Origin of the sequence: Paenibacillus sp. 102 (genome assembly GCF_039549175.1) — a bacterium.
Classification (GTDB): Bacteria; Bacillota; Bacilli; order Bacillales; family Bacillaceae_G; genus Bacillus_A.
Window position 1 is genome coordinate 65,539 of record NZ_JBCGHT010000016.1, and the last position, 25,326, is coordinate 90,864.

23 protein-coding genes and 1 riboswitch are annotated in these 25,326 nt (G+C 37.1%); of the genes, 13 read left to right on the forward strand and 10 right to left on the reverse strand.

Features of this window, described 5'->3' with window-relative positions; genetic code table 11:
- Positions 1 to 7: 7 nt before the first annotated feature.
- Both AAIE21_RS23625 and AAIE21_RS23630 read right to left on the reverse strand, forming a co-directional pair.
- A complete protein-coding gene (locus AAIE21_RS23625; protein WP_343268995.1) occupies positions 8 to 1,126 on the reverse strand; it encodes a polysaccharide deacetylase family protein in 1,119 nt (372 codons plus the stop codon).
- Between the two features lie 376 nt (positions 1,127 to 1,502).
- On the reverse strand, positions 1,503 to 2,699 hold the full coding sequence (locus tag AAIE21_RS23630) for a NupC/NupG family nucleoside CNT transporter (RefSeq protein ID WP_343268996.1): 1,197 nt from the start codon (positions 2,697 to 2,699) through the stop codon (positions 1,503 to 1,505).
- Positions 2,700 to 3,236: 537 nt separating this feature from the next.
- Positions 3,237 to 3,338: riboswitch (purine riboswitch) on the reverse strand.
- Between the two features lie 121 nt (positions 3,339 to 3,459).
- Here AAIE21_RS23630 and rlmD point away from each other — a divergent pair.
- The 5 genes from rlmD (at position 3,460) to AAIE21_RS23655 (ending at position 8,781) form a co-directional block, all read left to right on the forward strand.
- Positions 3,460 to 4,836 (forward strand): 23S rRNA (uracil(1939)-C(5))-methyltransferase RlmD, encoded by a 1,377-nt coding sequence (gene rlmD / locus AAIE21_RS23635; RefSeq protein ID WP_343268997.1) that lies wholly within the window; start codon positions 3,460 to 3,462, stop codon positions 4,834 to 4,836.
- 237 nt (positions 4,837 to 5,073) lie between these two features.
- Positions 5,074 to 6,063 (forward strand): tRNA dihydrouridine synthase, encoded by a 990-nt coding sequence (locus AAIE21_RS23640; protein ID WP_343268998.1) that lies wholly within the window; start codon positions 5,074 to 5,076, stop codon positions 6,061 to 6,063.
- Positions 6,064 to 6,405: 342 nt separating this feature from the next.
- Positions 6,406 to 7,254, forward strand: coding sequence for a pyridoxamine kinase (locus tag AAIE21_RS23645; RefSeq protein WP_343268999.1), 849 nt, complete (start codon positions 6,406 to 6,408; stop codon positions 7,252 to 7,254).
- Positions 7,255 to 7,459: 205 nt separating this feature from the next.
- Entirely contained in the window at positions 7,460 to 7,978 is a 519-nt protein-coding gene (locus tag AAIE21_RS23650) for a YehS family protein (RefSeq protein WP_343269000.1), read from the forward strand.
- Positions 7,979 to 8,073: 95 nt separating this feature from the next.
- Positions 8,074 to 8,781 carry a M48 family metallopeptidase gene (locus tag AAIE21_RS23655; protein WP_343269001.1) on the forward strand — a complete coding sequence of 236 codons (708 nt, stop codon included), beginning with the start codon at positions 8,074 to 8,076 and terminating at the stop codon, positions 8,779 to 8,781.
- 332 nt (positions 8,782 to 9,113) lie between these two features.
- Here AAIE21_RS23655 and AAIE21_RS23660 read toward each other — a convergent pair whose 3' ends face one another.
- The 3 genes from AAIE21_RS23660 to AAIE21_RS23670 form a co-directional block, all read right to left on the reverse strand.
- Positions 9,114 to 9,605: a hypothetical protein gene (locus tag AAIE21_RS23660; protein WP_343269002.1), complete on the reverse strand. Its 492-nt coding sequence runs from the start codon at positions 9,603 to 9,605 to the stop codon at positions 9,114 to 9,116.
- Positions 9,606 to 9,860: 255 nt separating this feature from the next.
- Positions 9,861 to 10,556 carry a GNAT family N-acetyltransferase gene (locus tag AAIE21_RS23665; protein ID WP_343269003.1) on the reverse strand — a complete coding sequence of 232 codons (696 nt, stop codon included), beginning with the start codon at positions 10,554 to 10,556 and terminating at the stop codon, positions 9,861 to 9,863.
- 12 nt (positions 10,557 to 10,568) lie between these two features.
- Positions 10,569 to 11,678: a mandelate racemase/muconate lactonizing enzyme family protein gene (locus AAIE21_RS23670; protein ID WP_343269004.1), complete on the reverse strand. Its 1,110-nt coding sequence runs from the start codon at positions 11,676 to 11,678 to the stop codon at positions 10,569 to 10,571.
- 91 nt (positions 11,679 to 11,769) lie between these two features.
- Between AAIE21_RS23670 and AAIE21_RS23675 the strand changes: the two genes are divergently transcribed.
- Positions 11,770 to 13,047, forward strand: a complete 1,278-nt coding sequence (locus AAIE21_RS23675; RefSeq protein WP_343269029.1) for a transcriptional regulator — start codon at positions 11,770 to 11,772, stop codon at positions 13,045 to 13,047.
- Here the strand turns inward: AAIE21_RS23675 and nhaC are convergent.
- Positions 13,044 to 14,465 (reverse strand): Na+/H+ antiporter NhaC, encoded by a 1,422-nt coding sequence (gene nhaC / locus AAIE21_RS23680; RefSeq protein WP_343269005.1) that lies wholly within the window; start codon positions 14,463 to 14,465, stop codon positions 13,044 to 13,046. The two genes, AAIE21_RS23675 and nhaC, sit on opposite strands and share 4 nt — an antisense overlap.
- Positions 14,466 to 14,754: 289 nt before the next feature.
- On the opposite strand from nhaC, the gene AAIE21_RS23685 reads away from it, so the two are divergent.
- Positions 14,755 to 15,861, forward strand: coding sequence for a M20 peptidase aminoacylase family protein (locus tag AAIE21_RS23685; RefSeq protein WP_343269006.1), 1,107 nt, complete (start codon positions 14,755 to 14,757; stop codon positions 15,859 to 15,861).
- A gap of 87 nt (positions 15,862 to 15,948) precedes the next feature.
- A complete protein-coding gene (locus AAIE21_RS23690) occupies positions 15,949 to 16,557 on the forward strand; it encodes an SAM-dependent methyltransferase (RefSeq protein ID WP_343269007.1) in 609 nt (202 codons plus the stop codon).
- Between the two features lie 213 nt (positions 16,558 to 16,770).
- On the opposite strand, the gene ahpF is transcribed toward AAIE21_RS23690, so the two are convergent.
- Positions 16,771 to 18,297: an alkyl hydroperoxide reductase subunit F gene (gene ahpF / locus AAIE21_RS23695; protein WP_343269008.1), complete on the reverse strand. Its 1,527-nt coding sequence runs from the start codon at positions 18,295 to 18,297 to the stop codon at positions 16,771 to 16,773.
- A gap of 14 nt (positions 18,298 to 18,311) precedes the next feature.
- Positions 18,312 to 18,875, reverse strand: a complete 564-nt coding sequence (gene ahpC, locus AAIE21_RS23700; RefSeq protein WP_343269009.1) for an alkyl hydroperoxide reductase subunit C — start codon at positions 18,873 to 18,875, stop codon at positions 18,312 to 18,314.
- A gap of 638 nt (positions 18,876 to 19,513) precedes the next feature.
- Between ahpC and AAIE21_RS23705 the strand changes: the two genes are divergently transcribed.
- The 5 genes from AAIE21_RS23705 to AAIE21_RS23720 all read left to right on the forward strand — a co-directional run bounded on the left by AAIE21_RS23705 (position 19,514) and on the right by AAIE21_RS23720 (position 23,235).
- The gene (locus tag AAIE21_RS23705; RefSeq protein WP_343269030.1) at positions 19,514 to 19,855 is read left to right on the forward strand and encodes a hypothetical protein; all 342 of its coding nucleotides are present in this window, start codon (positions 19,514 to 19,516) and stop codon (positions 19,853 to 19,855) included.
- A 3-nt stretch (positions 19,856 to 19,858) separates the two neighbouring features.
- Positions 19,859 to 19,960 (forward strand): hypothetical protein, encoded by a 102-nt coding sequence (locus AAIE21_RS29670; RefSeq protein ID WP_481858708.1) that lies wholly within the window; start codon positions 19,859 to 19,861, stop codon positions 19,958 to 19,960.
- 307 nt (positions 19,961 to 20,267) lie between these two features.
- Positions 20,268 to 21,497: an S-methyl-5-thioribose kinase gene (gene mtnK, locus AAIE21_RS23710; protein WP_343269010.1), complete on the forward strand. Its 1,230-nt coding sequence runs from the start codon at positions 20,268 to 20,270 to the stop codon at positions 21,495 to 21,497.
- A gap of 12 nt (positions 21,498 to 21,509) precedes the next feature.
- Entirely contained in the window at positions 21,510 to 22,550 is a 1,041-nt protein-coding gene (gene mtnA / locus AAIE21_RS23715; protein WP_343269011.1) for an S-methyl-5-thioribose-1-phosphate isomerase, read from the forward strand.
- Between the two features lie 43 nt (positions 22,551 to 22,593).
- A complete protein-coding gene (locus tag AAIE21_RS23720; protein WP_343269012.1) occupies positions 22,594 to 23,235 on the forward strand; it encodes an L-fuculose-phosphate aldolase in 642 nt (213 codons plus the stop codon).
- A 57-nt stretch (positions 23,236 to 23,292) separates the two neighbouring features.
- Here AAIE21_RS23720 and AAIE21_RS23725 read toward each other — a convergent pair whose 3' ends face one another.
- Positions 23,293 to 24,294: a FecCD family ABC transporter permease gene (locus AAIE21_RS23725; RefSeq protein WP_343269013.1), complete on the reverse strand. Its 1,002-nt coding sequence runs from the start codon at positions 24,292 to 24,294 to the stop codon at positions 23,293 to 23,295.
- Positions 24,291 to 25,325 (reverse strand): FecCD family ABC transporter permease, encoded by a 1,035-nt coding sequence (locus tag AAIE21_RS23730; protein WP_343269015.1) that lies wholly within the window; start codon positions 25,323 to 25,325, stop codon positions 24,291 to 24,293. Before AAIE21_RS23730 ends, AAIE21_RS23725 begins: the two co-directional genes overlap by 4 nt.
- Position 25,326: the final 1 nt, after the last annotated feature.

Sequence of the window (25,326 nt, forward strand, 5' to 3'; positions counted from 1 at the left end):
AGTATGATTAATAGTTTTCTTTTACAAGCGACATGAACTGTGCCATTGTTGTATTAGGACCAACAAAATGACGTTTGATTAAGTGTTGTTCGTTCGGTGTGCCTTTTGTAATATGAGTTCCATGATCGGTAGTTACTGCAAATTCATAATGTTTCTTTGTTTCTTCCACAGCTGGATCATTATAAGAACCTACCGGATAGGCAAGGGCGATGACCTTTTTGCCTGTAAGACTTTCAATTTTTTCTTTAGATATACGTAATTCTTCATCATAATTAGTTGTATAAGCCATCATTGTATGATTAGCAGTATGAGATTGAATGGAAAAAATACCGGAATCAAGCATTTGTTTTATATCATCTGTCGTAAGACGATTTGGTGTATCAATCGTACTTGAAACGAGGAATTCTGTTGCCGCTGGTTGGAATTTATCATCTTTTAATTTTTGTAAAATATGAAGGGCATTCATATTATTTTTTCGACCATCATCCATTGTTACAAAGACAGGTTTATTGACGCGGTTTACATCACTCCAACGTTCAAACGTTAACATTGTATAACCGTTATCTTTTAAATATTGCATATGCTTTTCAAACTGTTCTGGTGGTACATATAAACCTAAATCACCATCACTTGGTCCAGGGTATTTTTCAATCGCATGATACATAAGGAAAGGTACATATTGCTGGAATGTAATCGTAGATTTCACTAGGGGAACTTCTGTGTTGTCATCTTTTAATCCCACTGCTTCAATTTGAAATTCTCCACGTTTTAAATGAAATGATTGTAAATGAAACGGGAGAGCAAAATCACGAGCTTTGTCTTGTGATACAAAGGTTTGTTTACTTTCAGGACCGTCAGCTGTACGCCAAATATTGTAACGCACTTCTTTAAATGAATCTCTTAAACTTTTTGTATAAAGCGTCGTATTTTTTGCGTTGTATTCAAATGGATCCCATGAAATGATTCCTTGTGTCAAAGGTACTTCTACTGCTTTGGTCGGTACTTCCTTCATTTCCTTTTGGCCCTTGTAAGTTGCTTCTTTTGTCTGTTTTTCACTAGCAGTACTAGTGTTACAACCTACGAGAATAGTAGAAGAAAGCAAAGCAATACATGCATATTTCTTCATAATATCATCCTTCTATTGTGTTTTTATTTTTGTCTCTCATATGTAATAGATTCTCTATCTAGTTTTGTCATAAGAGATTGTTTATGTAAATCATACCCTTGTCTATCATATCACTATGGAATATAGAGGGGAATAGCTCATTTGGGAGAATTCGACACAAATGCTGTTTATTAGGATTGAATTTGTCGTATGTAAAATTTTTGTGAATAAAAATAATGGTAGTTATCTAGTTTTTATAAAAAAAGATACCTCCCGAAAATGGATATTTTCGGGAGGTATCTTGAAATTTACTTTATGTTAGGATGTTTTTTTACTATGTAAAAGAAATATCACCCTCACATCCAAAACGAAAAGGAAAGAGAGGGTGATTTCATGATTAAATAAATAATCCAGCAATCGTAGCGGATAAAATAGAAGCAAGTGTGGATGCAAATAGCATTTTCCAGCCAAACTTAGATACGACACTTCCTTGTTTTTCAGAAAGGGCACGGATTGTACCAACGATCGCACCGATTTGGCTAATACTTGCGAAGCTAATTAAGAATACGGTAACGATTCCAACTGTACGTGGAGATAACGTTTTTGCAACTTCTTTTAGATCAAGAATAGCTACGAATTCATTTAAAACGATTTTTGTTCCCATGATTCCGCCAGCTGGGATAATATCGTGAGCTGGAATCCCCATTAAGAATGCAAACGGAGCAAGAATGTAACCGAAGATTTGTTGCAGTGTAACAGCATATCCCATTGCGCCTGAAGCTGCACTAATTACATAATTTACAACTTCCATAACGCCGATAAAGGCGATCATTAGAGCAGCAACGATACCAGCTACTTTTAAGCCATCTAGTGCACCGTTAATCATTGCACCGATAAAGCTGTCACCGAATAGGCTTCTATCAAATTTTTGAACTACTTCTTCTTCTTTTTGTGTGTCAACTGGTGTTAATAATGAACAAACAATTAAGCTAGAGAATAAGTTCAACGGAAGTGCTGCTAGTACATATTTCGCATCTAACATCATAACGTACGATGCTGTAACAGAAGCTGAAACTGAGCTCATTGCTGAACAGCAAATGATAAACATACGGTTTTTATTGAAATGTTTTAAATCATTTTTAATAACGATTAATGCTTCACTTGAACCGAAGAATACAGAGTTTACTGCATGGAATGATTCAACGCGTGGTAAACCAGTAATTTTTGAAATGGCACCGCCAACAATGCGAACGATGAATGGTAAAACACCTAAGTAACTAAAAATAGAAAGTAGTGCTGAGAAAAAGACGATAATTAATAATACATTTAAGAAAAAGACAAAGTCTCTTTGGATTCCGTTAAAGAGGAAATCAACACCTGTTGTACCAAGTTTAATCAGCTTGTTGAAGACTTTACTAATAAAAATAATAATCTGCTGACCAACCTTTGTGCCAAACATAAACCAACCAATTAAAATTTGGAAACCAATCATAATAGCAATTGCACGGAAGTTGATTTTACTTTTGTTGTTTGACAAAGCAAAACATAAACCTAAAACGACAAGAATGCCGATAACGCTCATTACATATTGCATGTAGTTGCCCCTTTCAGAAGTTCGTATAAAGTTTTTACATAAAACACTCGTTATATAACTAATAAATACAAATTGAAAAACCGGCATAAAAACCCTTTCCTTTAGAGAGAAGAGAGGATCCAGCCAAGCATAGAAGCGGTCAGGTCCTTTTTTAGCACCATGCCAAGTGAAACCAAAAAAAAAACGAGAGTAGGTCACCTTTTGGGTTTCATGGCCGCGGATTATATGCTTGAAAAACCGACATCCTTTTTTAGGTTGGAGAGAGAATCCGGCCAAGCGTAGAAGCGGTCAGGTCCTTTTTCAGCCCCGTGCCAAGTGAAACCCAAAAGAGAAAGTGAGAGCAGGTCAATGTTTATTCTTCATAGCCGCAGCTTATATGCTTGGAAATCAAAATGAAAATAAATAAAGTTAGAGAAGTTTTATGTCATACGTAAGATGTCTGACCTTTTAGAAAAGTAAAAAAAGACTCATATGGATTCACTTTCATCTATGAGAGAAAGCTAATCAATATGAGTCTTTGTATACACAAAAAAGCTAATATTCATTAGTTTTCCCCATAGTCCAGCAATTTTCGGTTGCCGGGTAGAAACTCTCGATCCATATTATCGAGTATATATGAGGTAACATCGTCCGTATTAAATTAGTAGTAGCGTAACATTACTAGAGAACTATCGTCAATAGCTTTTTTTCTTCCAATAGAAATAGACCATATAAGTATGATAAAATGTAACGCAGTGTTATGAAAAAGAGAGGTCGGAAAATGAGTACTAAAATGACGCCACCAGTTGAAAAAAACGAGTTTATAGATGTAGTATTTGAAGATTTAACACATGATGGTGCCGGTGTTGCGAAAGTGAAAGGATATCCTATTTTCGTCAAAAACGGATTACCAGGTGAAGAAGCACAAATTAAAATTATTAAAGTAAAGAAGAACTTCGCATTTGGTCGTTTAATGAAGCTTCATACAGAAAGCACATATCGTAAGGATGCAGAATGCCCAGTTTACAACCAATGCGGTGGTTGCCAGCTTCAGCACTTAACATATGAAGGACAACTAAAGGCGAAAGAAAAACAAGTGCGTGACGTAATGCAGCGCATCGGTGGACTTCAAGATGTACCGGTTCATCCTGTTCTCGGTATGGAGAATCCGTGGGTTTATCGAAACAAAGCGCAAGTACCGATTGGAGAACGTGAAGGCGGACTTGTGGCTGGTTTTTATCGCCAAGGAACGCATGACATCATTAATATGGAAACGTGTTTAATTCAAGCAGAAGAGAACGATACGCTAATTCAAGAAGTAAAACGTATTTGTGAAAAGAACGGCATCACAGCGTACAACGAAGAACGTCATAAAGGAACACTTCGTCACGTAATGGCCCGCTATGGACAAGTAACAGGGGAAATTATGCTTGTCTTCATCACACGTACGGCAGATCTTCCAAATAAAAAGGCGATTATCGAAGAAATTACAGCGAAGTTCCCAAATGTAAAATCAATCGTTCAAAATGTAAACACGAAACGTACAAACGTAATTTTCGGAGACACAACAACAGTCCTATATGGATCAGAATATATTTATGACTTTATCGGTGACATCAAATTTGCCATCTCAGCACGTTCTTTCTATCAAGTAAACCCAGAACAAACGAAAGTGCTATATGACAAAGCATTAGAATACGCAAAATTAGATGGAAACGAAACAGTTATCGATGCATATTGCGGAATCGGATCAATCTCACTATTCCTAGCGCAAAAAGCGAAAAAAGTATACGGCGTTGAAATCGTCCCAGAAGCAATCGAAGACGCAAACCGAAACGCTGCACTAAACAACATGACAAACGTTGAATTTGGTGTAGGAGAAGCAGAAGTAGTCATTCCAAACTGGTACAAAGAAGGCGTAATTGCCGACACAATGGTCGTTGATCCACCGCGTAAAGGCTGTGACGAAGCATTACTAAACACAATCATTGATATGAAGCCAAAGCGTGTTGTATACGTATCATGTAACCCAGCAACATTAGCACGTGACTTAAAAGTATTAGAAGAAGGCGGATATAAAACGCAGGAAGTTCAGCCTGTTGATATGTTCCCACATACGACTCATGTGGAGTGTGTGGCTTGGCTTAAGTTGGTATAATAGAAAAGCAGTTGATATAGAAAAAATCTATACCATCTGCTTTTTGGTTTATAAAAATACCATTCAGGAACGATTTTAGTTAAAATAAACATGGCCAATTTTCACAAATTATAAATGTCCAAATATACTTGTGTTTGATAATAAGTTATGAAGCATGATATAAGTGGAACATTTAGCTTAATATTTTTGGGTCGTGAGTTTGAAGTTGTAACCATAGTGAGAGGATTTGAGTTTGAAATGATAGATAATTTTTGGCGTGATTTACCACGACCATTTTTTGTACTTGCACCAATGGAAGATGTGACAGATGTTGTTTTTCGTCACGTAGTAAGTGAAGCCGGTCGACCGGATGTATTTTTCACAGAGTTTACAAACTCGGATAGCTATTGTCATCCAGAGGGTATGAAAAGTGTGCGTGGCCGTTTGATTTTTACAGAAGATGAACAGCCAATGGTGGCACATATTTGGGGGGATAATCCCGAATATTTCCGTCAAATGAGTATTGGCATGGCAGAGCTAGGATTTAAAGGCATCGATATTAATATGGGCTGCCCTGTACCGAATGTGGCATCGAGAGGGAAAGGTAGTGGCCTTATTCTGCGTCCAGACGTTGCGGCAGAACTTATCCAAGCAGCAAAAGCGGGCGGACTGCCTGTCAGCGTGAAAACACGACTTGGCTTTAAGGAGTTAAATGAGTGGGAGGAGTGGTTAACGCATATTTTAAAACAGGATATTGCGAACCTTTCTATTCATTTACGTACAAGAGAAGAAATGAGCCAAGTAGATGCACATTGGGAGCTAATTCCGGAAATCAAAAAATTACGTGACCGTATTGCACCAAATACGCTACTAACAATCAATGGAGACATTCCTGACCGTCAAACCGGGCTGCAGCTTGCCCAGCAATATGGTATTGATGGTGTTATGATCGGGCGAGGTATTTTTAAGAATCCTTTTGCTTTTGAAAAAGAGCCAAAAGAGCATAGCAGTAAAGAATACCTTGATCTTTTAAGACTGCAGCTTGATCTTCAAGATCAATATGCGGAAGTACTGCCACGTTCAATCACAGGGCTTCATCGCTTTTTCAAAATTTATGTAAAAGGATTCCATGGAGCTGCTGAATTAAGAAATCAATTGATGAGCACGAAATCAACAGATGAAGTGCGTGCATTGCTTGATAACTTTGAAAAGAGTGTTGATGAGGCAGGGAACAGTGAAATGATGTAACTCTCAAAAAGTTAGAGGGGAAATGAATCGCATCAACTCATGTGTACTTATTTTAAAATAAAGCAGCCAGCTCTCTGATAAGAGGGCGCTGCTTTTTTAAGTTTTTTGAAAAGGATTAACGAAACTATATTGAATTCGAATATTTCCAAGCGATATTATAAGAGACGCTTTCTACTCGTGAATGTAGAATGGAAGGCGTAAGTTTTTTAGTATTAGAAAATTCTTTAACTTAGTTGAAAGTGAAAGATATAGTTTCCTTTGGGATTATTGGTGATTTTTTCCATTTTTTATTTGTGATAATATGAATAAAGCTTAAGTGGGATAGATCTTATGGAGGTTATTATGAAAAAAGTCGCTGTAATACAGGATTTATCATCTTTTGGAAAATGTTCATTAACAGCCGCGATTCCGGTTCTTTCGGTAATGGGGGTGCAGGCATGTCCTTTACCAACTGCTATATTGTCTTCACAAACAGGTTATCCAAGTTTTTTTTGTGAAGATTTTACATCTAAAATGCAATATTTCGAAGAGGAATGGAGCAAGCTTCATGTAACCTTTGACGGAATCTATACTGGTTTCGTAACTGGTCGAGAGCAAATTGATAATATTTTTCGTTTTTTAGATAAATTTCATACAAAAGAAAATATCTTGCTTGTTGATCCTGTGATGGGGGATATAGGTGAGGCCTATAAACTTTTTACAGAAGAATTGTTAGTACGAATGAGAGAACTTGTGAAATGTGCAGATGTGATTACACCAAATGTAACGGAGTGCTGTCTATTAACCGGATTATCTTATGAAAAACTATATAGCTATTTAAATGAAAGTGATTTTATCGAAGCGTTAGAAGAAGCTGGAAAGACATTGCAGCAAGAAACTGATGCTAAGGTGATCATAACTGGCGTGAATCCACCGTCAGCAAATCCAGATAAGCAGTTTATCGGGAATATGTATTTGGACGAGAATAAAACCTTTTATGACGCAATTCTGTATAATGGTAAAAGTTATTCTGGTACGGGTGATTTATTTGCTTCTGTCATAATGGGAAGCATGATGCGAGGAGAGGACCTAGAAAAATCTGTACAGCTTGCAGAGGCATTTCTAACAGCGGCCATTCATGATACCTCCTTGGAGCAAATTCCTGAAGTAGAAGGAGTTAACTTCGAAAAATATTTGAGAATGTTATTATAAAGTGAAACTTTAATCGGGATAAAATGTCTAATATCAAAGCGCTATTAATTTTTGAAAGAATGATAATAGAATATATAAAATGTTAAAGTATTAATTTAGCGGCCAGTAGTTTGAAAATTATACTTAACATAATAGTTTTTTAAAGCACGTTAGAGAATACACTCTGACGGTTAGAGAAATAATCAACATTTTAGGAGGACTAACAATGGCAATGAGCAACAACGATATATTAAAAAGAGTAAGATATGCTATGGATATAAAAGATATAGATATGGTGGAAATCTTTAAACTTGGTGGTATGGAAGTAACGAAAGAAGACGTAGTTGATATGCTTACAAAAATAAAGAGAGCGCCTCAGCATGAAGCTGAAAACGCTGATGTGGCCGAAGATGAGTACGTATTAACATGCGATATGATGATGTTAGAGGCATTTTTAAATGGATTTATTACTTTAAAAAGAGGAAAGCAAGATCCGAAACCAGGACAACCGGCACCTGTACAGAGCAATGAGAGTGCTAATAACCTTCTTTTAAAGAAAATGAAAATCGCACTATCTTTAACGAGTGAGGATGTACTTGATATATTAGATAACGTAGGCGTTAAGGTAACAAAAGGGGAGTTAGGCGCTCTATTAAGAAAAAAAGGCCATAAGAATTACAAAGAGTGCGGCGATAGATATGCAAGGAATTTCATTAAAGGATTAGCTGTAAAGTATAGAGGATGATAAGTCTGTTAAAAAAGTAAATGATATAATAGGTAGAGTAGGACGTTTGTATCCTACTCTTTTTTATTTGTAAAAATAATACGCTAGGTGATGAAATGGTACATACATATTTAGGTGAGACAATTAATTTTCATATAACTTATAAGAAGAAAAAATCAGTACGTCTTTATGTAGATTCGTACGGGAATGTGGAAGTACAAGCTCCAAAAGGAACGCCTGTTGAATACTTAGTCCAATTGTTAGAGGAGAAATGGGATTGGATTCAGAAAACACGTAAGGAAATGCAGGAGCGAGTGCGCGGTCCACAGGAAAAGGGGTATGATCAAGGAGAGGGTTTTCTGTATTTAGGGAACACATATCCGATACAGATTTCTCAAGATGTAAGCATTGAGCAAGACAATGCAGTTTTTGAAGGGAATAAGCTACACATTTATGTGAAAGAGCTTGAGAATGAGAAAATACAAAAGGCTTTAAAGCGGTTTTACTATAAACAGTGTAAAGCGTTAGTGGAGAAGAGTATTAAATCATATCAAAGTAACTTTAAAACAAAGCCACGTTCCATCCGTATTTCAGATAGTAACCGTACTTGGGGTACCTGTGATTCAAACCTACAGTTAACGTTTAATTGGAAACTGGCAATGGCACCACAGCGGGTGATTGACTATGTAGTCGTTCATGAAATGTGTCATATGGTCCATCTAAATCATGATCGATCCTTTTGGCGCCTTGTTGGGAAAATAATGCCTGATTATAAGGAAATGGAAAACTGGTTAGCGTTATCAAGCTGGAAAATGACTGTTTAGCAGTGATATCGTTGGAGCGATTACTATTGCATTACAGTTTTAGTTTATAATTGCTTCTTCTTTTATAACTGAACTCACAAACATTCCATTGTATTCCCGCATACACTCTGGACATGTGGAGTGTGTGGCTTGGTTTATTAAAAAAGAAGAGTAGATATATGACTAAGAGCCTCTCCATGTGGAGGGGCTCTTGTTGATTTTTGAAGGGTAAGAAGGAATATGCAGCTGAATTTATTTTTCTTCCACGTTATCATAGTGGTTAAAATTAAATTCATCAGCAAGAGTAAATACTTGGAATCCATTTTAAAATACTGATTAATGATTATACACCACTAACACATTACAATAATTTTATAGGGAGTGGTTTGAGCTGGTATACTTTTGGTGGTAGCGCCATAGACAACAATTAGGTTTCGGTTTACAGGAATTCTGGTAAAGGGTTGCCCATTTATTAATAAAATTTGAGTATGTGGGGAAATATTTAATCTTAATTGGCCATCGTTACTCTCTAACTGATTATTAAAATAGTCTACTTTTACATTTCGATTTGGTATATCTTTTGCCATAACAATTGCTCGAAATTGTGGAGGGAATATGAGGGGAACAGGCGCATTTGCATCATAATATCCAGTTACTCTATCTCCTACTTCCACTATTGCATTGTCAACAAAGTAAGTAGTGGGTGCCACTACGAAATTTACTAAAGTTCCAAATCCATTATCTACTGATACTAATTTATAACAACCCGCCCCTTCATCATTTTCCCCTATCAAAAAATCACTAATCATGGTTATGGTACCGTTAAAAGATTGGAATTTTATCATTCTTGTACCTCCATAGCTAATTAAACTCATACCTATGTAGATTATGCATTCTTAAGGCACTGTGTTATTTATCAATTCTTTTTTGGTGCTTCTCCATTCTAGAACGTTAAAAGAACCCTAATTTTAATCAGGGTTCTTTTTAGAGAAAGTAGAATTTTATTTAACAGCTTAAGAAGGGAACCTTATCTTTCTCCTATATTAAAATAAACAAAATCACTAAAAATAATTGAATATTAAGGAGTAACAAATACCGCCCTATTTCCCAAACTGAACAAAATAATCCCCATCACGATGTTTCATCTCATAACCACGATAACCTTCTACTAGAAGTTTCTGCTGCCCAACTACATCACTCATTTGAAGTGTCTCAATACTTATCCAATTTTTCTTGTCATTTGCCCGCAATTCTTTAACAAAAATATAACGAAGATTATCACTATACTTTTCCTTCAACGCCGCAACCTCCATCCCTTGCGCAAACTTATCTTTCAAGCTAGGAATATTAAACGGCGCAACAGTGCAGCAAACGTAATCATATTTGCTGTCTGATTGTGTTAATTGCTCCATAATCACTTTCGCCAATATTTTTTGCATCCCATTCCCGCGGCACTTTGGATGAACATTTGATATTTCTTGATAGATGACGCGGTCTAATTCTTCATGTGTTAAACCGATATCAAGTCCTAAATGCTCGTCATCGATAGGTGGAGCTAAGAGAGCGCGAAATGCGATCAGTTCTTGCTCTACAAATGCACCAATCATTAGGCCGTTCTCATCTAATATATATTGATATTCTTCTAACGTAAGAGGTTGCAAGCTATCTTTATTTTCTAATGCTTCAATTACGATATCCTGTAATGATAGGATTTGCTCGATATGATCGATAGACAATCGTGCAACTTTGAATATTTGTTCATTCTGTTTTAATGTTCCTTCATAAAGAATATTCATGGTGGGCCTCCTTTAACGAATCGTTTCTTGAAAAGCGGTTAATTCATTTAGTATATCTTCATTCATATCAACGCCTAATCCAGGTTTTTCTGTTAGGCGAATAAAAGGTACATCATAGGAGAGGTTCCCAACATCTTTCGTAAATTTTAATGGTCCTGTTAGTTCAACACTTGTAATGATTTTTTTCGAAAAGGCAACATGGAATCCTGCGGAAGAAGCAATAGAAGATTCGACCATGGAACCAACTTGGCATTCAATTCCAGCCATTTCTGCTTGGTGAGCTAGTTTAACAGCAGGGTATATGCCGCCACATTTCATTAATTTAATATTCACTTTATCAGCGGCCTGCATCCCGATAATTTGGCGCATTTCACGTGAACCTTTTAATCCTTCGTCAATCATCAGGGAAAGATCTGTTTTAGAGCGAATGTAAGCCATCGCATCAATATCGTCAGCTATAACAGGTTGTTCAATCCAATCAATGTTCAAATGTCCAAGTGAGCGCAGGGCAGTTAATGTAGTAGCGCTGTTTTTCCAGCCTTGGTTTACGTCAACGCGAATTGCGATATCATTTCCTACTCGTTCACGTACAGCTTCAATTCTCTCTACATCGTTTTTGACATCTGTTCCCACTTTCATTTTAAAAGATTGATACCCTTTGTTTATCATGGAAGCAGCTTCTTCTGCCATATCTTCTGGGGAAGCGATGCTTAAAACATGAGTAATTGGAAATTCTTCATGATAGCGGCCACCAATTAATTGGTATACAGGCTGATTTGATTTTTTTCCCATTATATCAAAGCAAGCGATATCAATCGCAGCTTTTGCGGTAGGAACTCCGTAAATCGTTTGATTCATGACGTCATGTATCTTTTCGATATTCATTGGGTTTACACCGATTAGGGCCGGAGCTAATGTATGTTTTAAAACATGGAAGGTGCTTTCCCATGTTTCACCTGTGACATGATCATCGGCTACTCCTTCGCCGTAACCGACAATTCCCTCATCTGTTTCTATTTTTACGATAATTGAAGGCATATCATGATAAGTACCATAACTAATAATAAATGGATCTCGAAGTGGTAAACGAATAGCGTAAAGATGGATTGCTGTAATTTTCATTGGATAGTCCCCTTCCTGTTTACAATGCTTTTGTGCATTTGATATAGTTGACGTTAAATAGTCGTTAAATAATTATAAGGAGTTAGAGCATATAATGATAAAAATTGCAGTTATCGGTTCAAAGGAGTTTATGGAGAATCTTTTATCTTTTTCTCATAAACTAGAAGAAATAGAGATTGATCCATATATTTACCTTCATCCGACGGAATCTTCTGAAATATTAAGGCGTTTAAAACCTTGCGATGTTATCTTTTTCTCAGGTGCCTTACCTTATTATATGGCAAAAGAAATAAGAGAACAATTAACAATTCCAAGTGTATATTTGCAGCAAGACGAGACGACTGTCGCATCTTCACTTCTTTCTATAGTATATCATCAAGGTATTCAACCTCATAAAATTTCAATTGATTTAGTAAATCGTTCGTTTATTACAAATGTGTTCAATGATATCGGTCTAAAAGAAACTCCGCAAGTGATGGATTATGAAAATATGTTGTGGAGTAATGATGAAATTATGAAAATCACTGATTTTCATTTGGCTAAATATCAATCAGGAGCGGTTGATTTAGCTTTAACAAGTATTCACGCTGTCTACGATGAACTTCAAAGATTAGGTGTTCCTGCAGAGCGTATGATTGACCCTACGAAATCGATTATACAAGGGCTAAAAGATGCAAAAATAAAAGCTGAGTTAGCAAAAAGCCATTCAGCTACTGTTGGTGCTTGTATTATATCCTTTATAGAGTTACAAGAAAGCTCGCTTGAACAATTAAATGTAATTTCAAAAGAATTACGTGGTTCATTTAAACAAGTTGATGAAATGACATTTATTTTGTATACAACTCGTGGTGATATCGAATCGATTATAAAAACAAATACGCTAAATCAATTATTTATGAATATAGAAGGAGCGATAGCTATTGGATTTGGTTACGGAAAAACAGTAAACGAAGCGGAGCAAAATGCAAAAATCGCCCAAGGCTTCGCAAAGAATAATCCGGTAGAAAGCTGCTTTTATATACTAACAAGTGATAAAGAATTATTTGGTCCGTTCCCAAAAGAACAGAGAGTACAAAGTTTAAAAAACGATAATCCGGAATTAATTAAAATAGCGAAGGAAACAAAGCTTAGTCCAGCAAACTTGTCAAAAATCATTCAATTTAGTCAATCGCATCCATCGTTGAAATTTACAGCAGCTGATCTTTCTGAGTACTTGCAAGTGACTCGGCGATCGACAGAAAGGTTGTTAAAGAAATTAGTTGATTATGGGTATGCAAATATTTGCGGCGAGGAAATGCCCTATCAACAAGGGCGTCCTCGTGCAATATATGAACTGAATTTACCGATGTATTCGTTTCAAAAATTTTAAGCTTCTAGTTGAGCTTCTTGTTTTTTCAGTAGCTCTGCTTTTTCAATATCTGACAGTTTCGTAATCGTGAAGCCAATTATACCGTAGATGATTGAGATAATAGGAACGATGAAATTCAATATAGCATAAGGAGCATATTCAAAGGCGCCTACTCCAAGCGTTGCGAGAATAAATACACCACATGTATTCCAAGGTACGAAAACAGAAGTTAATGTTCCACCATCTTCTAATGCCCTGGATAAATTTTTAGAATGTAGTCCTTTTTCTGTGTACGCATTTGCATACATTCTTGAAGGAACAACAATTGAAATATATTGTTCAGAGCAAGTAAGGTTCGTTGCAAAGCAAGAAGCGATAGTAGAAGCAATAAGCCCTTTTGCTGATGTTGCTAATTTTAAAATTTGATTTACAATTGCACGAAGAATACCAGTATGTTCTAATACTCCGCCGAAAGTCATAGCGACAATTGTCATAGAAACTGTATTCATCATAGAATTTAAGCCACCACGGTTAAATAGTTCGTCTACTAGCTTGTTTCCAGTATCTATGACAAATCCATTTTGGAGTGCACCGACAGATGCTGAGACAGAACCGCCCTGAATGAAGACTTGTGATAAGAATCCTAAAATAATACCTACGAGAATAGCTGGTATAGCAGGAACTTTTTTTGCGACTAATACCATGACGATCACAGGTATGATTAATAGGAAAGGCGAAATAACAAAGTTTTGTTGTAGTACTTGTAATGTTTGATCGATACTTTTCGCATCAATATTGTTAGCACCAAAGCTTCTTCCTAAGAAAGCGTAAACGATAAGAGTAATAATTAAGCCTGGAATTGTAGTAAATAACATGTGACGAATATGAGTGAATAAATCTGTGTTTGTTAATCCTGCGGCTAAGTTTGTTGTGTCTGAAAGCGGTGACATTTTATCGCCAAAATAAGAACCAGAAATAATGGCACCAGCAACCATTGGAGCTGGGATTCCCATGCTTAGGCCAATGCCCATTCCAGCAACGCCGATTGTCCCCATTGTAGACCAAGAGCTACCGATAGCTAATGCAACGATAGAACAAATAATTGTAATTGAAACTAAAAATAGTGATGGAGTTAAAAGCTTTAAACCGTAATAAATCATTGTTGCGACGATTCCGCCGCCAATCCAAGCACCAATCGTTAAACCAACAAGGATAATGATAACGATAGCGGGTAATGCGAGGCGAATTCCTTTATACATTGCTTCTTCAATGTCGTTCCATTTATAACCGTAACGCCAGGCAACGATAGAAGCAACGGTTGTACCGATAATAAGTGGAACGTGAGGACTTTGTTCTAATACAACAATTGTAACCATCATAACTGCAACTGTAATGATAATAGGGATAATTGCTACTGAAAAAGGTATATCTTTTTTCATAAATTTCCTCCTTATTATGTTTGTTCTTATTTTTAGAATTGTCGCAAAATAGACGCTTATTAGGTTATAATAACTAAAGATATATGTAAGCGTCAATAAAAAACAGAAAATATAGAATGTTTCATTTGTATAAATACTTTTATAAAATGAGTGGAAATCAGGTATTATTAACATTTAAAAATAAATAATTGACTTTTTTCTTAAAATTCAATATGTTCGTAAAAACATCTGTTTTTTCAGAAATATAATTAACTTTGATGGTTTGTAATTTGGGAAGGAGAATGAAACGTTGAAAACATTAGAACTACAAGAGCGTGTAACGGAAATTTTTCAGCATTTACATGAAAATCCTGAAGTGAGCTGGAAGGAATATGAAACAACAACTTATATTACTAATTTTCTAAAAGAAGAAGGAATTTCATATAAAACATTTGATGATTGCCCAGGTGTGATTGCTGAAGTTGGAAGTGGGAATCCAGTTATTGCGATTCGTGCTGATATGGATGCACTGTGGCAAGAAGTAGACGGAGAATTTAAAGCGAACCATTCATGTGGCCACGATGCTCATATGACAATTGTGATGGGGCTTATTTTACAATTGAAGAATATGAGATGGGAAAGTGGCACAGTTAGATTTATTTTTCAGCCGGCAGAAGAAAAAGGAAATGGTGCTTTAAAGATGGTAGAGAAAGGTGCCGTGGATGATGTTGATTTCTTATTTGGTGTTCATTTGCGACCAATTGAAGAATTACCTTTAAAACAAGCGGCACCATCTATTCGTCACGGAGCAGCAGGATTTTTAGAAGCTCATATACATGGGGATGATGCACACGGGGCAAGACCACACCAAGGTGTGAACGCGATTGATGTTATTTCTATGATTAATATTGGGTTGAAAAATATATGGTTACCGCCGCAAACGTCACATTCTGTTAAGATGACGAGATGTCAAGCTGGTGGTGAAAATTTGAATATTATTCCAGGTAATGGGCATTTTGGTTTAGATGTAAGGGCAGAGAATAATGTATTATTAGATGAATTGAAGCGAAAAATAGAGCACGTAATTCAGTCAGCTGAATCAATGGGATCTAAAATTTCTTATGAGTGGGTTGATCTCGCACCAGGAGCGGAAGTGTCAGAAGAAGCTGAGCGTTTTATGCGTAAAGGTATTCTAGAAGTATATGGGGAAGAGGGATGTACGGGACCACTGTATACGACAGGAAGTGATGATTTCCATTACTATACAGTGAAAAGACCCTATTTAAAAGCAGTTATGCTTGGACTAGGGGCAAACTTACAACCTGGATTACACCATCCGTATATGAAGTTTGATCATAGTTGCATAATGGATGGGGTAGAAATATTGAAGCAAACTGTATTGAAAGCTTTAAAATGATTATTGATTTAACGTGAAAGCCTGATTTTATCAGGCTTTTTTCTGTGGTGTATAATTGAAGTATTATTTCTTAATAGGAGAAAATCAATGAACGAACAATATTATGATGCAGTATTAAATATAAAAACAGCAGGAGAACAAAAGGGATTCAATAAATCTTTGCATTATCATCGCTATGAACCAACGCCATATAGTGGGCTAGAAGAACTGTTGAACCAATATGAAATAAGTAGTAACGATCGAGTTGTAGACTTCGGGTGCGGGAAAGGTCGATTGAATTTTTACATGCATCATAAATGCGGTGCTTCAGCAGTTGGCATTGAAATGAATGAGACATTTTATAAAGAAGCGATGGAGAATCGTGAACGTTACGCGAGAAAGACAAGGAATAGTAAAGATAAAATTCAATTTGAATGTTGCTTAGCGCAAGAATACGAAATTGATCCGCGTGATAATCGATTTTATTTCTTTAATCCATTTTCTGTGCAGGTGTTTATGAATGTAGTGAATAACATTTTGCTTTCGGTAGAAGCGGTGGAGAGGCATGTAGATCTTATTTTATATTATCCTTCTGAAGATTATATTTTCTTCTTAGAGAATCAGACGGCTTTTGAGCTGAAGAAGGAAATTAGGTTGCCGGGAGCTTATGAGAAGAATGGGAATGAGAGGTTTTTAATTTATAGATTAGGATCGTAAAATAGAAGGTGGAAGAAGAATGTATTTATCAATATTTGTCGTTAAGTCGATATTCCTTGTCGAATCGCTGATATATTGAAAAAATCGCCGATATAATTGAAGAACCGATCGATATATTTGAATTATCGCTGATATAATTTTATTTACTATTTGATAAACTCAAAAAAGCAGGTGCCAAAGGCACCTGCTCTTTTAAAATCCACGTCTGTTTTATTAGTTACGGATTAGATAATCAAATGCACCTAAAGCTGCATTCGCACCTGATCCCATAGAAATAATGATTTGTTTGTATGGATTATTTGTACAGTCACCTGCAGCAAACACTCCTGGTACATTTGTAGCACCGTGCTTGTCTGTAACGATCTCACCACGATTACGTTCAACCGTTTCGCCTAACCAATCTGTATTTGGTACAAGACCGATTTGAACGAACACACCTTGTAATTCGATGTGATGAACTTCTTCAGTTTCACGATCGATATAAGAAATACCGTCTACTTTGTCAGTACCAGTAATTTCTTTTGTTTGAACGTTCTTAAGAACAGTTACGTTAGGTAGGCTGTGAAGACGCTCTTGCAGTACAGCGTCAGCTTTTAATTCTGGCATGAACTCAAGAACAGTTACGTGTTTTACGATACCTGCTAAATCGATTGCTGCTTCAATACCAGAGTTGCCGCCGCCGATAACTGCTACGTGTTTTCCAATGAATAATGGACCGTCACAGTGAGGGCAGTATGCTACACCTTTGTTTTTGAACTCAGCTTCACCTGGTACGCCAACATTGCGCCAACGAGCACCTGTCGAAACGATTACGCTCTTACTTTTTAGAACAGCGCCGTTTTCAAGTTCCACTTCAATAAGTTCTTTCTTTTCTAAACGTTTCGCACGTTGTAGATTCATTACATCAATGTCGTACTCTTTTACGTGTTCTTCAAGGCTTGCTACAAGTTTAGGACCTTCAGTTTGTTTTACACTGATGAAGTTCTCGATACCCATCGTATCCATCACTTGACCACCGAAGCGTTCAGCAACGATACCAGTGCGGATACCTTTACGTGCTGCATAAATAGCTGCACTTGCACCAGCAGGGCCACCGCCGACAACAAGAACATCGTATGGATCTTTATCAGAAAGCTCTGATGCATCAGGGCCATTACCCATCTTAGCTAGAATTTCTTCAAGTGTCATACGACCACTGCCGAAGGATTCGCCATTTAAGTGAACAGTTGGTACTGCCATGATGTCTTTGCTTTCCACTTCTTCTTTGAATGCAGCGCCGTCAATCATAGTATGTGTGATACCAGGGTTAAGAACGCTCATTACGTTAAGTGCTTGTACAACATCCGGGCAGTTATGACAGCTTAAGCTGATATAAGATTCAAAATGATATTCGCCTTGAATATTTTTTACTTGATCGATTACTTTTTGTTCAACTTTTGGAGCTCGTCCACTAACTTGCAGTAAAGCTAACACTAATGAAGTAAATTCGTGTCCTAGAGGGATACCAGCGAAAGTTACTCCAGTGTCTTCACCGATGCGATTCACGCTAAAGCTTGGTGTTCTCTCAAGCTCAGCTTTTTCTACTGTAATCTTAGATGACATAGTAGCTAATTCATCAACTAGAGCTAACATATCTTTAGATATGTCATCGGATCCTGCGCTAACTTTAAGTAAGATATCGTTCTCCATTAGTTGAAGATATTGGGTTAGTTGTGCTTTTATATCTGCATCTAGTATCATTTTGATCGCGCTCCTTAAATTTTGCCTACAAGGTCAAGGCTTGGCTTAAGTGTTGCAGAACCTTCTTGCCATTTAGCTGGGCAAACTTCACCTGGATTGTTGCGAACGTATTGTGCTGCTTTAATTTTGTTAACAAGAATGCTTGCATCGCGGCCGATACCGTCTGCATTGATTTCCATAGATTGGATAACGCCGTCTGGATCGATGATGAATGTACCACGAGCAGCAAGACCTTCTGCTTCAACTAATACGTTGAAGTTGCTAGTGATTGTGCGAGTAGGGTCACCAATCATAATGTATTCGATTTTGCCGATAGTTTCTGAGCTATCATGCCATGCTTTATGTGTGAAGTGAGTGTCTGTAGAAACAGAGTATACTTCAACGCCTAATTCTTTTAGAGTTGCGTATTGGTTTTGTAAATCTTCAAGTTCAGTTGGACATACGAATGTGAAGTCTGCTGGGTAGAAGCAAACTACGCTCCATTTTCCTTTGAAACTTTCGTCAGTAACTTGGATAAACTCTCCATTATGATAAGCATTAGCTGCAAACGGTTTTACTTCTGTGCCGATTAATAACATATTAAAATTCCTCCTAAGTGTGGGTTTAGAGCAACATAAATTATCTTGCTCATAAAGTATTTTTTTTAATTAACTATAATAATTCTAATTCGATACTAATTATCATATAAAATCTGTTATTTTGTCAAGGGAAATGTACAAGTTTATTGAAAATAATTATCAATTATTTTAGGAATGTAGGGTCCTTTCCCTTAAAATGGTTGTGATATTGGTAAGATCTATTGTTTCCTTTCATTCTATTATAGTAAAGGTACCATCAATAACTCCAATTATAATTTGAAAATTATTTGAAACTTCAAGCTATTCTTTCGCAGTGAGCCCATGTAGTTAAAATTCTATTTTTGATGTAGACGAATAAAGTAATTTTATACATTGCAATTGTAAAATAAGTAATTCCGAAGAATCCAGTGAATGTGGTAAGACCTCTATCTTAACATTCGGTAAGAACAAAGAAGTTGGGTGGAAATTCAACTTTCCATAAAGGATCAGATGGTTTTGTAAAGATACATAATGAGGTTTCTGATGGTGTGTTAACGATTGAACCAGAACTTCTTAAAGAGAATACAACTTACACACTCAAAATGAAAAAGGAAGCTATTTGAGGTTATCTAGGTATTCATTTATCTAATGATATTGAGATAGAGTTTAAAACTAAATCAACGAAAACTGGTTGGATACAAATGGATGGAAAGTGGTATTATTACTCTCCTACTACAGGTGAAAAAGAGATTGGTTGGAATGAGATCTCAGGAACTTGGTACTATTTCAATAATAATGGTGAAATGAGAACTGGCTGGGGAAAAGTAAATAATATTTGGTATTACTTTGAGGGAAGTGGCGCAATGAAGACAGGCTGGCTAAAGTCAGGAAGCACTTGGTATTACTTTGAGGGAAGTGGCGCAATGAAGACAGGCTGGCTAAAGTCAGGAAGCACTTGGTATTACTTTGAAGAAAGTGGTGCAATGAAAACAGGATGGTAAAGTATAGGAGGAGTTTGGTATTACTTCTATAGCAGTGGAGAAATGGCTCATAATACAAGAGTAGATGGACATAAGATTGGTCCAGACGGGGCATGGATAAAATAGAAGAGTTATACATTCATATAAAAAGTAAAACATGAAGAAACAGAGAAATACCCTGTTTCTTTCATTTTTGGACTATAATTTTTTTCTGTTCAAACAATCACTGAATCATTTACTACAGCTACCTCTTCTTTTAGCTAAAATCATTGACTCCAACATTCAACTAGCTATAATAAAAACTAGATGTTCGTTTCAAACAAAAACTGATACAAAAAGAACAACCTATAACATAGATTGAGCAAAAAGCTTTCAATCTATAATTTTTTATGGCTTTTAGAAAACGCTTACATTTAGTGTGGAGGGAGAAACCATGGCTAAGTTCACAGAGTATTTTTTAATGGAAGCTAACGATGTAATTGAGTATGTGAAAGAGAAGTTACCTAAGTTTGAAAGTGCAAAAGATTTACAGTGTCAGGAAATTGGGGATGGCAATTTAAATTATGTGTTTCGTGTTTGGGATGAGGAGAATGGAACTTCTGTCATTGTGAAGCAAGCCGGCGACACGGCGCGTATTTCAGATGAGTTTAAACTATCTACGAATCGAATTCGTATTGAGTCAAATGTGTTGCAGCTAGAGGGGAAGCTGGCACCTGGACTTGTACCGGATGTGTATGTATTTGATGGTGTAATGAATTGCTGTGTGATGGAAGATTTATCAGACCATACGATTTTGCGGACCGCACTTATTAACCATCAAATATTTCCAAAGCTTGCGGATGATTTAACGACTTTTATGGTCAATACGCTTTTACTAACATCTGATGTAGTAATGCATCATAAAGAGAAGAAGGAACTTGTGAAAAATTATATTAATCCTGAGTTATGTGAGATTACGGAAGATCTTGTATATTCAGAGCCTTTTACAGATCATAACAAGCGTAATGAGTTGTTTTCACTAAATGAAGGATGGATTCGGGAGCATATATATGGAGATGATCAGCTCCGTCTAGAAGTAGCAAAACGTAAATTTTCATTTATGACGAATGCGCAGGCATTACTTCATGGTGATTTACATACTGGTTCTGTGTTTGTAAGAAAAGACTCTACCAAGGTGATTGATCCAGAGTTTGCTTTCTATGGTCCGATGGGATATGACGTTGGGAATGTGATGGCAAATTTAATATTTGCTTGGGTAAATGCTGATGTGGTGAAGGTCGATGGAGTAGAGAAAGATACATATATGAGTTGGCTGGAGTCTACGATTATCGATGTAATCGATTTATTTAAGAAGAAGTTTTTAGAAGCATGGGATACCAATGTAACAGAAATTATGGCAAAGGAAACTGGATTTGATCGTTGGTATTTACAGTCTATATTAGAGGATACGGCTGCTGTGACGGGACTTGAGTTAATCCGTCGCATTGTTGGATTAGCGAAGGTGAAAGATATTACATCGATTCCTAATGATGAATCTCGTACGAGAGCAGAACGTATTTGTTTACAAGCAGCGAAGAAATTTATTTTACGAGCAGATGAATATAGAACAGGAACGAGCTTTTTACAAACGTTAAAAGAACAGTCTATGCATAGTGCAAAGTAAGGAGAGAAGACAATGTCAGAGCAATTAATACCAATTCAATGGAAAGACGATGCTTTAGTTTTATTAGATCAAACGTTATTACCGAATGAGGTAGTCTATGAATCTTTTACAACAGCTGAAGGTGTGTGGGATGCCATTCAAGTCATGAAAGTGCGCGGGGCACCAGCAATTGGTGTTTCAGCAGCTTACGGTGTGTATTTGGGAGTTAAAGAAGTAGCTGAAGATTCCATGGAGTCATTTATAGAAGAAGTAAACAAGGTCTGCACATATTTAGCGACATCAAGGCCAACAGCGGTAAACTTATTTTGGGCACTTGAGAGGATGGAAAGTGTGGCCAAAGAACATTCTCATTTATCTATTGTCGATTTGAAAAATAGATTACTAGAGGAAGCGAAAGCGATTCATAAAGAAGATGAAGAAATTAACCGTCAAATTGGAGAGCATGCATTAACATTATTCCAAGATGGCATGGGTGTATTAACGCATTGTAATGCAGGGGCTTTAGCAACAACGAAATATGGCACTGCGACCGCACCTATGTATTTAGCAAAAGAAAAGGGATGGGATTTAAAAATTTATTCTGATGAGACCCGCCCTAGATTACAAGGCTCAACGCTAACGGCACTAGAATTGCAGAGAGCTGGTATTGATGTAACAGTCATTACAGATAACATGGCGGCAATGGTTATGTCACAAGGGAAAATTAACGCAGTTATAGTTGGTTGTGACCGCGTAGCAGCAAATGGTGATGTGGCAAATAAAATTGGAACACTTGGTGTATCTATTTTAGCAAAATACTATAACATCCCATTTTATGTCGCAGCACCGACTCCAACAATTGACTTAAAAACACCAACAGGTAAGGAGATTCCAATTGAAGAACGAGATGCTTCTGAAGTAATTAATCGATTTGGCCAATATTCAGCTCCAAAAGAAAGTAAAGTATATAATCCAGCGTTTGATGTAACGCCGCATGAGAATGTAACAGCAATTATTACGGAAAAGGGAATTGTTAGGGCGCCATTTACCGAGAATTTAAGAAAGCTATTTTAGCAAGTTAGCCGTCATAAGGATTACACCAAGGGGGATTGTATATATGTTACTACAAAAAGAAAGAGAAGAGATTGTAGCGTATGGAAAGAAAATGATCGCTAGCGGATTAACAAAGGGAACTGGCGGTAATATTAGTATTTTTAATCGTGAGCAAGGTCTTGTTGCGATAAGCCCAAGTGGGTTAGATTACTTTGAAACAACACTTGAAGATGTAGTTGTTTTAAATTTAGATGGCGAAATTGTAGAAGGCAAGAGAAAGCCTTCAAGTGAACTAGATATGCATCTAATTTATTATCGAAAGCGTGAAGATATCAATGCGCTTGTGCACACTCACTCACCTTATGCAAAAACAATTGCATCATTAGGATGGGAGCTTCCAGCAGTATCTTATTTAATCGCCTTTGCAGGACCAAATGTCCGCTGTGCCCCTTATGAAACATTTGGCACAAAGGAATTAGCTGAGGCAGCGTATGAAGGAATGATTGACCGCCGTGCAGTTCTGCTTGCGAATCACGGTTTAATGGCTGGCGGGAACAGTATCAAAATGGCATTTACCGTTGCTGAAGAAATTGAGTTTTGTGCACAAATTTATTATCAAACGAAGTGTATTGGAGAGCCAAAATTGTTGCCAGAGGAAGAGATGGCAACATTGGCGAAGAAGTTTGATGGGTATGGTCAACAATAGAATTAGTGGATAGAAAAAATCCCTCGAGAACAAATTGGTTCTCAAGGGATTTTATTTTTATTTCTTAAGCAACAAATACATAAAATAAGGAGCACCAATCAAAGCAACCATAGTCCCCGCAGGAATACCGCTTGGTTCCACAATATGACGACCAATCGTATCCGCAAGTAACAATAGCCACCCGCCGATTAATATAGCGACAGGGATGAATAGTTGATGTCTTGGTCCAACTAAAGATTTTGCAATGTGAGGAGCCATAAGTCCGATAAAGGCGATTCCTCCTGTTACTGAAACGGCAGAAGCTGCTAATGCGACGGCAGCGATAAGGAGTGAACGGCGTTCTTTTTCGAGCGCGATACCAACGCCAATTGCTACATGCTCGTTTAAAGCAAGGAGATTTAAGCGATTTGCTTTATAGAGCGTAAATGGAATGAGTACAGCTAACCATGGAAGAAGGGCGAGAACAAAAACCCAGTCATCTCCCCAAATGTTTCCGGCAATCCATTTTGCGATAAAGTCTACTTTTGCACGCTCAGCCGATGAAATGAGAACAATCATCATTCCAGAAAGTGCGAATGAAAATCCAATTCCTGTTAGTGTCAGCCTTATTGGCTGAAGCCCAGCAGTTTTACTATATGAAAATACATAGATGAGACAGGCTGTAAGGAAGGCACCGATAAATCCAACGATTGGTAGCAAGTAAACAAATGAACCTGCGTCTGTTGGAAAATATAAAAAGAAAAGAGCAACTGCAACGCCTGCCCCTGAGTTAATACCGATAATACCAGGCTCGGCTAGATCATTACGTGTTATGCCTTGTAGTATAGCCCCTGATAAGGCAAGTGCCATACCAGCTAATAGTGTAATTACAATTCGCGGTAACCGAAGAGAAAATAAAATAAATTCCTCTTTAAATGTACCTTGGCCAAAAAGTGTAGGTAGCAGTCTATCATAGGGTAGTGAAGCTGCACCTAGGCCCATTCCAATTGTAATGGTTGCTGCAATAAGCAGGAGTAAGGCAAGTACGGTTACTCGTTGTTTTTTAGTTTGTTGAATCATGAGAATGATCTTCCTCCTTTACGGACGATGAATAGGAAGAATGGTAAGCCTACGATTGCGACAATGGCAGCTATTGGTGTTTCATAAGGAGCGTTAATTGTACGTCCAAGCGTGTCTGCTAATAGCATAAAAGAAGCACCCGCAATAGCAGACATCGGTATAACAAATCGATAGTCAGGTCCGACAATAGAACGGACCATATGAGGTACCATTAAGCCTATGAATGCCATATTCCCCACAAGTGCAACAGAAGCACCAGCAAGTAAAATGATAACGATAAAAAGAATGGTTTTAATGACGATAATTTTTTGACCTAATCCGACGGCTACTTCTTCGCTTAGGCTAAGAATCGTCAATTTCTTTGAAAATAAGATTGCAATGAATATACTAATTGAAATAACTGGAACAATAACTTGTAATTGGCTCCAAGATGTTCCGATTACGCCCCCAGCAGTCCACATCGATACATCTTGTGAGATTTTAAAATAAATGCCGACTCCCTCCGAAACAGCGATTAAGAAAGCAGAGACAGCAGCACCAGCGAGTACAATCCGAAGAGGAGAAAGTCCACCTTTTTTCATCATACCAATTCCGAAAACCATAATAGCTCCGACAGCCGCCCCGATAAAGCAAGCAATCATTATATAAAAATAGTTTACAGAAGGGATGAAGGCAATTGTAATTGCGAGTGCAGCATTTGCACCGCCAGTTAGCCCAAGTAATCCTGGATCAGCGAGTGGGTTTCGCGTGATGCCCTGCATAATCGCACCAGAAACAGCGAGCCCAGCTCCAACAAAAATGGCTGCAATTTCACGCGGCAATCGGAGTTCACGGATGAGGATTAATTTTTCTCCATTAGCATTGGAAGTTAGCGCCGTCCATACATCCTTTATAGTGGTATCTGCTGCGCCAAATACCATGGCAATCATAAATATAATAAAGAACATAATGATTCCTAAAATGAGTTTGTACACAAAGGAAGTGGAACGTAGATTGTCTTTTGTCATTAGTTTCACATCTTTTCTTTTCATA